Here is a 13,494-nt window from a genome sequence, read left to right as displayed (position 1 = left end):
GACAGAACGACAACGAGGCGCGGGCGGCGATGCCGCCCCGAAGCTTCATCGGGGAGCAGCAGCCATGTCCTATCCGATCGATCTCCGCGTGCAGCCCAAGGTGGCCGGCTTCTTCGATCCGGACACCAGCACGATCAGCTATGTGGTGAAGGATCCAGCATCGCCGTCCTGCGCGATCGTCGATCCCGTTCTCGATATCGACTATGCCGCCGGCCGCATCAGCACCCGCTCCGCCGACACGCTGATCGACTATGTCAGGATGAACGGTTTGCAGCCGGAATGGCTGATCGAGACCCACGCGCACGCCGATCATCTCTCGGCCGCGCCCTACATCCAGGACAAGCTCGGCGGTAGGATCGGCATCGGCGAGCACATCCTGACGGTGCAGGAGACATTCGGCAAAGTGTTCAACGAGGGCACCGAATTTCGCCGCGACGGCAGCCAGTTCGACCGGCTTTTCAAGGACGGCGACACCTATCAAGTCGGGGAGATGACTGCATTCGTGATGCACACGCCCGGTCACACGCCGGCCTGCGCAACCCATGTGATGGGCGATGCAGCGTTCGTCGGCGACACGCTGTTCATGCCCGATGGCGGCACGGCGCGCGCGGACTTTCCCGGCGGCGATGCGCGCACGCTGTTTCGTTCGATCCGCAGGATCCTCAAGACGCTGCCGCGCGAGACCCGGCTGTTCATGTGTCACGACTACGGCCCCGATGGCCGCGAGGTGCGCTGGGAAACGACCGTCGGCGAGGAGCGACTCCACAACATTCACGCACGCGACGGCATGACCGAGGACGCGTTCGTCGCGCTGCGCGAGGCCCGTGACAAGACACTCGGCATGCCGCGGCTGATCATTCCGTCGCTGCAGGTCAACATCCGCGCCGGACATCTTCCTCCCGCCGACGAGAGCGGCAAGACCTTCCTGAAGGTGCCGATCAACGTGCTCTGATCCGGCGGACGGCATCATCGTCAGTTCCACGATCGCAGCGTCACGAAGATGTCAGTTGCCAACCATGGCGGTCCCGCGCGACCTGTCCGCTCTGGAAAAGAGATCCGAGATGAGGCGATTTGGTCTCAAGATGCCCGCGATGACGCGCCGCCTGGTAGCGGCGCTGCTCGCGCTCGTCATGAGCCTGGCTCCCCTGCTCGGAACATTCGACGCGGCCGCCGCCGCAACCGTCAACGCCGTTGCGCAGAACTGGTCGCGCCCGGCGACGAGCGCTCCAAAGCCGTGCCGAAAGGCCGTCCTGCCCGGCACCATCAACTCTTGTCCCTTTGCCGGAGCCGGCCTCACCGCGATCCCCGCAGCAGAGGATGCGACGGCGCAGCCCGTGGCGGCGTCCCGGACGCTGGCGTGGCGGTCCTATGATGAGGCGTTGGCAACGCAGTGCCAAGCCTCCTCACCCTACCGCCCGCCCTGTCGCCGCTGGTGATGAGCCAGCCGCTCGCGCCTCGCCCCTTGGCGTAACGCGACGGCTTCAACCGACGAATACTCCATATCGATCGCGCATGACGCAAATCGCCGCGAGGCGCCCTGCCACGGGGCTCGCCGAGCGCCGCAGCGCCATGGCCGCCGCAAACGCGCGATCCGTAAGCGGGAGATCATCATGTCCATCCGTCATCTTGGCCGGCTCGCTCTGCTGCTCGGCCTGCTCCATCCTGCAGCGACGGCCGCAGACGCGGCTCCGTCGAGGCCGCAGCCGAACCTCGACACGCGCCTGCTGGTCGGCGAGGCCGCACGCGCTGACGACGGTGCCGTCACCGCGTGGGCTGGGCTCGACGTCCGGCTCGGCGCCGGCTGGCACACCTATTGGCGCTCGCCGGGAGAGGCCGGCGCCCCGCCGCAGTTCGACTGGAATGGATCGCGCAACGTCGCCGACGTCACCGTCGAATGGCCGGCGCCGCGCCGCTTCAGCGAGCAGGACATCGACACGTTCGGCTACGACGAACACGTTCTGTTCCCGCTGCAGGTGCGGCTGCAGGACGGAACGGCGCCCGCGCATCTCACGCTGAAGGCCGTCCTGTTCGTCTGCTCCACCATCTGCACCCAGCAGGAAGTGAAGCTCGAGGCCGACATCGCCGCCGCCTCGCACCGGCCGAACGATCAGGCGCTGATCGACGCATGGCGGCAGAGCGTCCCTCGCGAGACCGCACCCGGCCTTTCGATCACGGCGTTGCGCATCGTGCGCCAGCCCAAGCCGCAATTGCTGATCGAAGCGCAGGCGACGCCGCCGCTGACCGCGCCCGACGTGTTCGTCGACGGCGACGACGCAGTGTCCGGCGGTCGCGTGCAGGTGAGTCCGACGGCGGATGGCGGCGTGCGCATCATGGTGCAGGTGCAAGGGCTCGATCAGGCGAACCCGGCGCACCCGCTGCGGGTCACGCTGGTCGACGGGGACCGTTCGATCGAAGCCGGGCTCCCCGTGAATGCACGTGCGGGCGCGCCACCTGCCGCAAAGACGGCGGGCGCGGCAGCGCCCCCGGCCTCGATCTGGACGATCCTCGGTGTGGCCCTGCTCGGCGGCTTCATCCTCAACTTCATGCCCTGCGTGTTTCCGGTGCTGTCGCTGAAGCTCGTCTCGCTGGTCGATCACGATCCGGCCCACGCGCCTTCGCCGCGCCCGGCCTTCCTGGCAACGGCGGCCGGCATCATTGCCTCCTTCGTGAGCCTCGCTGCCGTCCTCTCGGTGCTCAAGGCAGCCGGGGCCCAAGTCGGCTGGGGACTACAATTCCAACAGCCCGCCTTCCTGATCGCGATGATCGTCGTGCTCGCTGCGTTCGGCGCCAACCTGCTCGGCCTGTTCGAGATCAACCTGCCCTGGTGGATCTCCGGCCGTCTCGGCAGCGCCTCCGGCCGCACGACCATGGCCGGTCACGCCCTCAACGGCTTCGTCATGACGCTGCTGGCAACGCCGTGCTCGGCACCGTTCGTCGGCACCGCGGTCGCGTTCGCGCTGTCGCAGGCAGCCCCGCAGATCCTGTTGGTGTTCGCTGCGCTCGGCCTCGGAATGGCGGCACCTTATCTCGGCCTGGCAGCGGCGCCGCGTCTCGCCGCGCTGTTCCCGCGGCCGGGGCGCTGGATGCTGAAGCTGCGTACCCTTGCAGCGCTGGCGATGGCGGCAACGGCGCTATGGCTGCTGATCGTGCTCGCCGACATCAGTGGCCCGACGACAGCGATGATCGTCGCCGCAGCGCTGCTGCTGCCTGCGCTCGTCATGACGGGGCGCCGTGCTCGGTTGCGGCAGACGCTGGCTGGAGCCGGTCTCGCCGTCGGCATCGGGCTCGCGCTGATCGCTGCAACGGGTGTGCAGCAGCCGAACGCCGTGGGCCAGCCGGCCGGCATCGCCTGGCAGCCGCTGGTGCCCGCTGACGTCGCGGCGCAGGTGCAGGCCGGCCGCACCGTGTTCGTCGACATCGGCGCCAGCTGGTGCCTCACCTGCAAGGTCAATGAGAAGCTCGTGCTCGACAGCGCGGCGGTCCGCGCGCGCCTCGCCTCGGGTGTCCTCGCCCTCAGGGCCGACTGGACCTCCTCCAGCGATTCGATCGCGAGCTATCTCCGATCCTTCGGCCGCTACGGCCTGCCGTTCAACGTCGTGTTCGGCCCCGGTGCCCCCGGCGGCATTCTGCTCCCCGAACTGTTGACGCCGCAAATCGTGCTCGACGCCATCGACACCGCATCGACCGTTCCTCAACCGGAGAACCACAAGACATGACCAGGGCAACATTCGCCGCGTCGCTCGCGACGCTGCTGCTGCTCGCGGGCGCCATGCTGCCGCTCCAGGCCCGCGCCGAGGACGACGACGGCGACATTCTGAGCGAGGCGCGCATCCTGCGCGATCCCGCCATCCCCGTCCTCGGCAACGCCGATGGCGACATCACGATCGTCGAGTATTTCGACTATCAATGTCCGTATTGCCGCAAGATCAGCCCGGACCTCGCCAAGGTCGTGCGCGACGACGGTCACGTCCGTCTCGTCTTCAAGGACTGGCCGATCTTCGGCGGCCCCTCGATCTACGCCGCCCGCCTGACGCTGGCGGCGAAGTACCAGGACAAGTTCGCCGAAGCCCACGAGGCGCTGATCTCGCTCAACGAAAGGCTCTCCGAGGCCAAGGTCGACGCGGCGCTCTCTGCAGCCGGGATCGATCTCGCGCGCGCCAAGGCCGATCTCACCGCCAAGGGCGGCGAGATCGACGCCGTGCTTGCCCGCAACCACGAGCAGGCCATGGGCCTCGGCTTCCAAGGCACCCCGGCCTTCATCATCGGCCGCTTCCGCGTGCCCGGCGCCCCCAACGCCCAAGCCTTCAAGCAAGCCATCGCAGATGCGCGGAAGGCGGCGGCGTCCACCAAATGAGCCGGCTTACCGGACTCACGCCGCCCGGATGTGAGCCAGGAACTGGTCGACCTCGCCGCGCAGCCGCGTCGACTGCTGGGCCAGTTCACCGGCCGCCGACAACACCTCGTTGGCGGCATGGCCGGTCTGCACGACGCCCGACGTGACGCCGGCGATGTTGCGCGTGACGTCCTGGGTCTTGCCGGCGACGAGGTTCACGTTGCCGGCAATCTCGCGGGTCGCCGCATCCTGTTGCGCGACGGATGAGGCGATGATGGTCGAGATCTCGTCGACCTCCTGGATCGTGGCGCAGATCAGGCCGATACTCTGAACGGCGGCCGCGGTTTCGGCCTGCACCGCGGCGATCTGGGCGCCGATCTCCTCGGTCGCCCTGGCGGTCTGGGTTGCCAGCGTCTTCACCTCGCTGGCGACGACGGCGAATCCCCTGCCGGACTCGCCGGCGCGCGCCGCCTCGATGGTTGCATTCAGCGCCAGCAGATTCGTCTGGCTGGCGATCTGGTTGATGAGCGCAACCACCTCGCTGATCTTGCTGGCGGCGATGTTGAGCCGCTGCACCTTGTCGTTGGACTGCTGTCCCTCGTCCGCTGCCTTGCGAACCACCGTCGACGCCCGCTCGAGAGTCTTGCTGATCTCGTTCATCGACGATGACAGCTCCTCGGCGGCCGAGGCCACGGTGTTCACGTTGTCGGACGCGGAGCCGCACGCCTGCGACACGGTCAAGGCCTGCTGCTTCGACTGGTCGATCGTGCTCGACATCGAGCGCGCTGTCGCCTCCATCTCGATGGCCGCAGCCGACACGGCGTCGACGACGCCCCGCACGCTGGCCTCGAACCTGTCGGCCACCTCCATCATCACACGGCGCCGGTCCTCTTCGGCACGGGCCTGCGCCTTCTCCTGCTCCCCCTGCAGATCCCTCATCCGAATGGCGTTATCCCTGAACACCGAAACGGCGCGCGCCATCTGTCCGACCTCGTCCGCGCGCTGGGCGGCTGGAACGCGGACATCCAGGTTGCCGTCGGCGAGCTCGCGCATGGCGCTCGTCATCTGAACGATGGGTCGAGAGATGCCGCGGGCGATCAACAGGCCCGCGAGGGCGATCAGGACGAGACCGGCGAGCGTCATTCCGATCATGATGGCGCCGGCGCGATTGCGGGCCTCGATGAACTCGCTGTTGTCCATGATGATCTCGACCGCGCCGATCGGCTTGCCGGAGAAGTCCTTGATCGGGCCCAGCAGCGCGACAACGGGCACGCCCTTGAGCTCCCCCTGGCGCGACAGGAAGCTGCCGGCCGCAGCCTGCCGATAGTCGCCGTTCGCGAAGAAGGACGTCTCCCCGATCGTCGTTGCAAACAGCTTGAAAGCCGCATCGCCGGCCAAGCGGAACGCGACGTCGACATTTCGGCTGCGCTTGAATTCGTCAAAGAAGCCTTGCCCGAAGGTCAGGCCGAACTCGACCGAACCGAGGTGCTTGCCGGCAGAGACGATCGGCACCACGCCGCGGAGCCCGAGGCCCGCAACGCCACCCTCGAGCCCGACGATCGGCTTGCGGTCAGTGTTGGCGGCCACCACCGTCTTGCGAAAGCCCGACAGATCGTCGCCGAACTTGGCCGGCTGGTGCACACGGAGGAACGACATCGCCGGCGGGGTATGAAACTGAAACTGGTCGACGCCATAATCGGACTTCAGGCTCGCCATGCCCGCACCGAACAGCCGCATCAAGGCGTCGCGGTCGTTCTGCGCCATGGCATCCTGGACGGCGGGAATCTTGGCGACCACCGCGCTCATGGCCTCCGCGCGGGTCGACTCCAGCTGCAAACGCGAATTGAACGCATCATATTGGGCGTGGAGCTCGCGCTCATTGGCCCGGTCGATGATGCCGCCGATGATCCACATGGCGACCAGCAGCACGAACAAGGCCGTCACAGCGGCGCCGATCACCAGAGAAAAGGTGATCCGGGTTCTCAAGCCAACAAACTTCAACATGCAATCCTCGAGCTCTGACCGGTGCTCAAGTATTGCAGCGCTGCAACTAATTAATCCTGAATGAGTCAGCCAATATTTCGAACTAACAAGATAAAGGTGCGCAGCGAGGCGGCAGGCGACCGTCGACACTCCCGCCCCTGCTCCGTTCTCCTGCCGCAACTTTCTTGGTTGTAGGTCTTCATCGACTCAACTTCAAAAGATCTGCACTCGGCCCCCTGACGGAGCCGAGTGTCTGACGGATTGGACAAAGCCTAGGCGACAGGACCGCCATGCGCACGCCAGCGGCTCATGCCGCCAGCATAATGGCGGATATCCTGCCGTCCTGCCGACAGCGCCCGCCGCAGCGCGGTCGCCGAACGACCACCGGCCTGGCAAATCAGGACCACCGGCTTGTCGTGCACGAGGTTGTCCGGGTTGAAGCGCGACAGCGGATGATTGACGGCGCCCGGAATGTGGCCGCTCTTGAACTCGTGCGGCTCCCGGACGTCGACGATCACGCAGCTACGCTGCTGATGCGCGCGTACCAGTTCGTCATGCTCGATGGCCGGCACGCTGGTCGATCCGGTCAGCTTGTTGAACAAACCTGCAAGCATTGGAAGAACCTCTCAACTGTTGACGATAGGGCGGTCGAATGAATGCCTAGCCCTGTGCCCGCTTCGCCTTGGCCTCGGACGCTTCAACCCAGAAAAAGAACGCCCCTGCGCCGATCGCGAGCGCGGCAAACCAGACGCCATCCGGCACGCCGGTGATGTCGGGCAGCCGCACCTTGCCGAGCGACCAGACATTGAGGATGTGGGCCTTCACCCAATCGAAGCTCAGCGCATAGAGGATCGCGCCGGCAATCATGCCGAACGCGCCGACGGCGGCATGCACGCTGCCGCTGGCGATGGCGCCGAGCGCGGTGCCCGGGCAGTAGCCGTAGACGACCATGCCGATGCCGAACAGCGCTGCGCCGAGCGCCACCGCCAGCATGTTGGCGTCCTTGACGTAGTATTTGGTGTTGCCGGTATCGACCAGCAGCAGCACGCCGATGCCCCCGACGACGATCGCGGTGCCCATCACCTTCAGGACGGTGAAGTCGCGCAGCCGGAACTGGTTCTCGATCACGTTGCAGCTCGTGACCTTGCCCTGCTGCAGCAGATAGCCGAACACGGCGCCCATCAGGATCGGTCCGGCGATGCTCATCAATGACGTCATGACCTGTCTCCCTCTCAAGTCTTCCGGAACATCAGGCGCGACACGATCAGGCCGGTCGCGAACATCACCGCGAGGAACAGCCAGCTCGACAGCGCCAGTTGCAGCCCGCCGGAAATGCCGTGCCCGCTGGTGCAGCCGCCGGCCAGCCGCGCGCCATACATGATGACGATGCCGCCGAGAAACGCGGCGACGAAGCGCTTGAGCACCGACGGACCAAAGCGCTCCTTCCAGACCTCCGGCACCAGTTCGAGGCGCCACGTCCCCGAGATGACCGCCGACAGGAACGCGCCAAGCGGAATGCCGACCAGGAACCAGACGCCATAGTCCCATTTCAGTGGCATCGATTTCCAGTAGCTGTTGGCGGTGACGGCCTCGGATCCGATCACCGGCGCGGCGAACAGCGACGCGATGCGCGAAAACGCGGTCGTCACGCCGAGCGGGTCGCCGAACCCGGCAAACGCCACCCAGCTGAGGATGCCGATGCCGGCGCCGACCAGATAAGGCGACCAGTCGATGCGACCGGACTTGCCCAGATCCTTGACCATGACGTCATTCATCATTGCCACGACGGGTCCTCCTGCTGACGCGGCCCTGCGCCGCGAACGACTTGCGCCAACATATACATATATTCGAATTTACGCAATTATTATTCGGGCCGGGCCGAGACATGAAGAGGCGAGGCTCTCCGGCAGCCTGACTGCATGGAAAAGGCGGCATTGCGAATTCGGGGACCGTGGCCCCGGAGCAAGTCGCGGCGGGGCATGATCCACCACGGCCCACGCTCTGTTGACGTCGGCGCGGGGGCCTCGCAAGCCCATCGTCTCGCGCGCCCCGGTCGCGCAGCTTGCCGCATCGTGAATGGGCTCAACGGCCAGCGCAGAGGCGATGGCCGTTGAGCGCTGAACGGGCGTGCGCCCCTGTCCCGCAGTCGCCGGACGCAGGACGGCAAATGGCGGTGAGATCTGATCTGCGCCGCACGCAGTCGCTGCGAGTCCTAGGCAGCTCTCACTCCGGCGATGAATCGCTTCACTTCCATGCTCAATCTGGCACTGTCGTCGGCCAGTGATTTCGCGGCGGACAGCACCTGGGAAGCGGCGGTTCCGGTATCCACGGCGCCGCGCTGCACGTCTGCAACGTTGGCCGAGACCTGCTGTGTTCCTGAAGCCGCATGCTGGACGTTACGCGAGATCTCCTGCGTGGCAGCACCCTGCTGCTCCACGGCCGATGCGATCGTGGACGAAATCTCCTGCAATTTCTCGATCGTGATGCTGATGTCGCGGATCGCACCGACGGATTGCTGGGTAGCGGACTGGATGCCGGATATCTGCTGGCCGATCTCGCCCGTGGCCCTCGCCGTCTGCTCGGCGAGCGCCTTGACCTCGGATGCGACCACCGCAAATCCGCGGCCGGCTTCCCCAGCGCGCGCGGCCTCGATCGTCGCATTCAGCGCGAGCAGATTGGTCTGTCCCGCAATCGTATTGATGAGTTCGACGACGTCGCCAATACGGGCAGCAGACTTCGAGAGTTCGCTGACCTGCTCATTGGTCTTTCGAGCCTGCGCAACCGCCTCATTGGCCATCCGGGCCGAATCCTGGACTTGCCTGCTGATCTCGTTGACGGATGCGGACAGCTCCTCGGTCGCAGATGCCACCGACTGCACATTGGTGCAGGCTTCTTCGCTGGCCGCGGTGACGGACGTGGCCAGGTTCTGCGCGCGGCCCGCCGTATTGGTGAGCCCGCTGGCGTGACCTTCCAACGCGCTCGATGCCGTGGAGACGGTCTCGACGATCTCACCGACCACGGCCTCGAAGCGACCAGTGATCTCGTCGAGCCGCCGGCTGCGCTCCAGTTTCACCTCTGCCTCTTTCGAAGCGATATCGTCGGCCCGCTTCTTCGCGATCAAGGCGGTCTTGAAGACCTCCAGCGCGTCGGCCATCATGCCCACTTCGGTCTTCTGGCCCCGATACGGGATCTCCGTCGTCAGGTTGCCCTCACCGAGGGCCTGCATCGGCCGGATGATCGAAGCGATGCACCGGGAAATGTCGCGAATGAACCAGCTTCCGACCCCGATGCCGGCGAGAACGGCAAGGACGATGACCGCCGACATCAATGCAAATGCCTCGGCATATCCATCCGCGGCGATCTTCGTCTCGGCGTCGGCGCCACGATTGTTGAGATCAATCAGCTTACGAAGATACTCGTCCGACTGATTGGCGACGCTCCGGACCGTCTTGTTGAACAGGTCGCTCGCCTGCTTGGTCGCGTTGCCGTTCCCTGCGCGCAGCACCTCGAGCACGCCATCGGCAGTCTTGACATATTGCTCCCAGCCCCGCGACCAGCTCTCGAACAGGCCGCGCTCCTCGGCCGACGAGATCATCGCCTCATAGGAGCGGCGCGCCGTTGCGATCACGGCGAGGGTTGCCTTCATGTTGCGGTCGAGATTGTCCCTCTCCTCAATCGTATCAGCCGTCATGTAGGCCCGGAGCTGGGCCCGATTGAGGTTGATCGCGGAACGCAGCTCGCCGAGCACACGCACGCTCGGCAGCCAGTTCTTGGCGATCTGTTCGGTATGCGTGTTGATCGTCTGCATGCCGCGGACCGCCAGCAGTCCGACGATGGTCATCGCCACCAACAGCAGCGCAATGACGGCCGCCATTTTTGCTCGAATGGAGAGTTGCGACATCTCGCGTGCCTTTCGTCGTCCGGCGCTTCGTATCGGTCCGCCGCACAATTGCGCCGTCCCACTCGCGACGGTAACACCCGACCTTCGCAAATTTGGTTAACGGCGAGGATCTCCAGACTGCGATCTATCAACGTCATTGTCCCGGTGATAGTTGATCCGCATGCACTGCTCGGCGCGAGCTGCGGACGATGCGATGGACGATCCTGCGTGAACGGCGCAAAGACGGGGTCTTCGGACGCAGCATTCCCGACGCCGCCTGGCAGAAGCAGTCCCGCTTCCGCACGAAGCCTCACGAAGGCATGACGGAGGGCGACTGAACCGGACTCTGCACTGGCTTGGCCGCGAACAGCCAGCGGTCGACGACGAGATCGGTCACGCCCGCACCCAGCCACATGCCGCCGAGCACGATCCAGGCTGTCAGCGCGAACACCGATGCCCCGGTCACGCCGGCTCCCACGGCGCAGCCGCCGGCCAGCATCGCTCCGAAGCCCATGAGAACGGCGCCGATCAGATAGCGTCGCATACCCCGGCCGTCCGAAAAGCCTTCGAGGTTGAGCTCGCCGGCGACCGCGGCGGCGACGAAGGAGCCGATAAACACGCCCGGGATGATGCCGAGGTCGAAACCCGGCTTCAGCTGCGGGCTGGCGAGCATCTGCATCAGGAGCTCGGCGGAAGGACCGCTGAAGGTCAGACTTTTCAGGGGCACCGGCGCGAACGAGGCCTGCCCGAGCTGATAAGTCAGCAGCCAGCCGACGGCGACTGCTACGCCCGCGCCGACAGCCGAGCGCAGGATCTTCGCACCGACCTGAAACTTCGACACCGCGGCGAGACCGGCCAGGAACCAGAGCATGCCGAAGCCGAGCTTCTCCGGCGTGCCGCCGCCGAACACGCTCATGATGTCGCGCGACGGCCCGCCGTCGACGAGCCAGAGATTGGTGAGCCACTCCCGCAGCGGGGAGAGCAGGCCGTGATAGGCGGACTGCGCCGTCACCGCGAAGATCAGGCCTGAGAGCAGCGCCCGCAGATTGCCGTTGGCGGAGAGCACCAGGAGTCGGCTCGCGCAGCCACGCGCCAGGATCATGCCGCAGCCGAACAGGATGCCGCCGATCATCGCGCCGGAAATGCTGCCCTGCTGCGCCAGTTGACGCGCTTCCGAAACGTCGAGCAGGCCCATCGCTACCAGCGCCTGGGTGCCAAGCAGCGCCGACGCGAAGGTGAGGAGCCACACCGCCAGCCGCGGACCGCCTTGCCCGCGCGCGAACTCGACGGTAGCTGCGCGCAGACAAAATCGGCTGCGCTGGGCGAAGAAGCCGAACGCGCAGCCGACCGCGAGCCCGCCCAGCAGCGACACCAGCTCCTCACCCAGAAGGTCGATCAATGCGGTGAGCACGGGCGCTCTCGGGGTTCAGGTCCGCCGCTCAACGCACCGGCGGCATCGGCAAGGACGCACGCGCCCGTCATGGGCGCAGATAGGCATAGCCGCTCTGCTGCAGCTCGGTGAGGCGCACCACGCCGCCCTTCTCCGCCACTGCAAAGCCGGGCAAGAGATCGTCGAGCTTCACCCCCTGCGCCTTCATGGTGTTGGCACAGGCCTCGAAGCCGACGCCAGCCTTCATCAGCCGCTCAGCCAGAGCCGATATGGTCTGGTCGGCCGAGATCGCGTGAAAGGCGCGCAGACCCGGCCCATGGATCACCAGCCGGATGTCGGCGCGCCCCGGCCCACCGGTGCCATCGACGTGGTTCTGGAGATTGCCCAGAACGAACAGCGCGCGATCCTGATCAGCGAGATGATAGGCGACGCGCTGACGCGGAGACTCGGTCGCGGCCTGAGCGCCGCCGACACCTATCATTCCGAACAGGCTGGCAAGACCGGCTTGCATCAAAGATCGTCGTTCCATGGGCTACTCCTAACGCGCCTCTGCGATGAATCCTGCGATGCGATCCGCGGCATCCTCGGCGGCGAGATCGCGAAAGAAGTGATCGGCATCATCGATGCTCTCCAGCCGGACACGGCTGCCGACGCGAGAGACCAGCGGCGCAAACGACGCTGCCACGTCCGGGACGGTCTTGTCTTGCGCGGCCGCAAGCACCAGGACGGGCAAACTCACATCGGCGATCAGCGCCGCCGTGTCCTGGCGCCGGTCGGCGTGATAGAAGGCAGCGAAAGCGCGCATCGTCACCTTGGCATCACGGCAATAAATGAAGCCCGGCGCCGACATCCAGTCAGCGCCACGCCCCCCGGACACAGCGGCCTCGGCGTTCTCGAGCAGCGGCGTCAGTGGCTGGCCGTAGGTTTCCGCATAGGCGGCTCGCAGGCCGGTCTCGATGCCCGCGGTGGCGGGCGCCAGCAGGATCGCGCCTTCAATGGCGGCTTTCGGATTGGCGACCAGGTAGCGCGCGACCTGATTGGCGCCGCGCGAATGCCCGAGCACGAAGATCCGTGACGATGTCTTGCGGGCCTCGCTCAGCCAGGCCGCGATCTCGTCGATCGCATCATCCGGAGCATAATCATGCGGCTTGGCGCAGTCGTACATGCCGGTGCGGCGGTCGAGGCCGAGCACCAGGTTGTGCGCGAGCGTGGCGATGCCGCGCTCGGCGAGCGCCTTGGACAGGCCCTGGATGGTCTCCATGTCCTTGTGCGCGAGCGTGCCGTGCGTCATCAGCACCAGTGGAACATCAGGCCCCGATTGCGCCGGCAGCCTGAGCGTACCGAGTGCAACGCGGCCGCCAATGGCCAGCTCACGCGGTTCTTCCGCGGCGAGCGCGGACGAGGCCATGAGAGTCACGATCAGAGCGATCAACCATCGCATCGCAAGATCCTTCAGGGACGCACGAGCGTCCAGTGCTTCTCGGAGAGCTCCAGCAGGGTCGCGACACCGGTCTTGACGACGGTGACGCCGTCGAGCAGCGGCGGCTGCCGACCCTCCTTGCTCGTGAGCGTCTCCAATGTGTTGCCGCAGGCGATGAAGCTCACATTGGGCATCGACTTGGCGAAGCCGAGCACACGTTCCTTCACCGGCGAGCGGTCGGCCAGCAACATGTCGAGGCCGCCATTGAACGCCACGATCACGATCTCGACCTCGTCGCCCTCGCCGGAATAGTGCCGGGAGACGTTGGCGGCAACGTCGAGCACCGCGCGCATCTTGGCCGGATCCTCATCGCTGATCTGCAGCGCAAGCCGGTGCGGCTCTGCCGCGGCGGCGATCGAAGCGCCCCCGCTTGCGGCGAGCGCGACGGATGCGGCCACCAACAGCATCTGGCGGCGGCTGCATCCGGC

At 66.1% G+C, this 13,494-nt stretch carries 13 protein-coding genes; 4 read left to right on the top strand and 9 right to left on the bottom strand.

Annotated elements, in window-relative coordinates:
- Positions 1–64: 64 nt before the first annotated feature.
- From HL666_RS09255 to HL666_RS09240, 4 genes are all read left to right on the top strand, one after another.
- Complete coding sequence (locus HL666_RS09255) at positions 65–952, top strand: MBL fold metallo-hydrolase (protein WP_172181065.1); 888 nt, start codon at positions 65–67, stop codon at positions 950–952.
- Between the two features lie 109 nt (positions 953–1,061).
- Entirely contained in the window at positions 1,062–1,436 is a 375-nt protein-coding gene (locus HL666_RS09250; protein ID WP_172181063.1) for a hypothetical protein, read from the top strand.
- Between the two features lie 174 nt (positions 1,437–1,610).
- Entirely contained in the window at positions 1,611–3,716 is a 2,106-nt protein-coding gene (locus tag HL666_RS09245; protein WP_172181061.1) for a protein-disulfide reductase DsbD family protein, read from the top strand.
- Complete coding sequence (locus HL666_RS09240) at positions 3,713–4,354, top strand: DsbA family protein (RefSeq protein WP_172181059.1); 642 nt, start codon at positions 3,713–3,715, stop codon at positions 4,352–4,354. The genes HL666_RS09245 and HL666_RS09240 overlap by 4 nt, the downstream gene beginning before the upstream one ends.
- 15 nt (positions 4,355–4,369) lie before the next feature.
- Here the strand turns inward: HL666_RS09240 and HL666_RS09235 are convergent, their stop codons facing one another.
- The 9 genes from HL666_RS09235 to HL666_RS09195 all read right to left on the bottom strand — a co-directional run bounded on the left by HL666_RS09235 (position 4,370) and on the right by HL666_RS09195 (position 13,473).
- Positions 4,370–6,337, bottom strand: coding sequence for a methyl-accepting chemotaxis protein (locus tag HL666_RS09235; RefSeq protein WP_172113117.1), 1,968 nt, complete (start codon positions 6,335–6,337; stop codon positions 4,370–4,372).
- A gap of 251 nt (positions 6,338–6,588) precedes the next feature.
- Positions 6,589–6,930: a rhodanese-like domain-containing protein gene (locus tag HL666_RS09230; RefSeq protein ID WP_172132143.1), complete on the bottom strand. Its 342-nt coding sequence runs from the start codon at positions 6,928–6,930 to the stop codon at positions 6,589–6,591.
- 46 nt (positions 6,931–6,976) lie between these two features.
- Positions 6,977–7,534, bottom strand: a complete 558-nt coding sequence (locus HL666_RS09225; protein WP_172113115.1) for a YeeE/YedE thiosulfate transporter family protein — start codon at positions 7,532–7,534, stop codon at positions 6,977–6,979.
- A gap of 14 nt (positions 7,535–7,548) precedes the next feature.
- On the bottom strand, positions 7,549–8,091 hold the full coding sequence (locus HL666_RS09220) for a YeeE/YedE thiosulfate transporter family protein (RefSeq protein ID WP_172181742.1): 543 nt from the start codon (positions 8,089–8,091) through the stop codon (positions 7,549–7,551).
- 437 nt (positions 8,092–8,528) lie between these two features.
- Complete coding sequence (locus HL666_RS09215; RefSeq protein WP_172113114.1) at positions 8,529–10,217, bottom strand: methyl-accepting chemotaxis protein; 1,689 nt, start codon at positions 10,215–10,217, stop codon at positions 8,529–8,531.
- 289 nt (positions 10,218–10,506) lie between these two features.
- The gene (locus HL666_RS09210; protein ID WP_172181057.1) at positions 10,507–11,607 is read right to left on the bottom strand and encodes a YeeE/YedE family protein; all 1,101 of its coding nucleotides are present in this window, start codon (positions 11,605–11,607) and stop codon (positions 10,507–10,509) included.
- Between the two features lie 67 nt (positions 11,608–11,674).
- Complete coding sequence (locus HL666_RS09205; RefSeq protein ID WP_172113112.1) at positions 11,675–12,115, bottom strand: DsrE family protein; 441 nt, start codon at positions 12,113–12,115, stop codon at positions 11,675–11,677.
- Positions 12,116–12,124: 9 nt separating this feature from the next.
- A complete protein-coding gene (locus HL666_RS09200) occupies positions 12,125–13,027 on the bottom strand; it encodes an alpha/beta hydrolase (RefSeq protein WP_172181055.1) in 903 nt (300 codons plus the stop codon).
- A gap of 11 nt (positions 13,028–13,038) precedes the next feature.
- Positions 13,039–13,473, bottom strand: coding sequence for a DsrE family protein (locus tag HL666_RS09195; RefSeq protein WP_172113289.1), 435 nt, complete (start codon positions 13,471–13,473; stop codon positions 13,039–13,041).
- Positions 13,474–13,494: the final 21 nt, after the last annotated feature.

Source organism: Bradyrhizobium aeschynomenes (assembly GCF_013178945.1).
In the GTDB taxonomy this organism is placed as follows: Bacteria; Pseudomonadota; Alphaproteobacteria; order Rhizobiales; family Xanthobacteraceae; genus Bradyrhizobium; species Bradyrhizobium aeschynomenes.
Note: the sequence above shows the minus strand (reverse complement) of the source record. Positions and strands in the feature narration are given on the sequence as shown.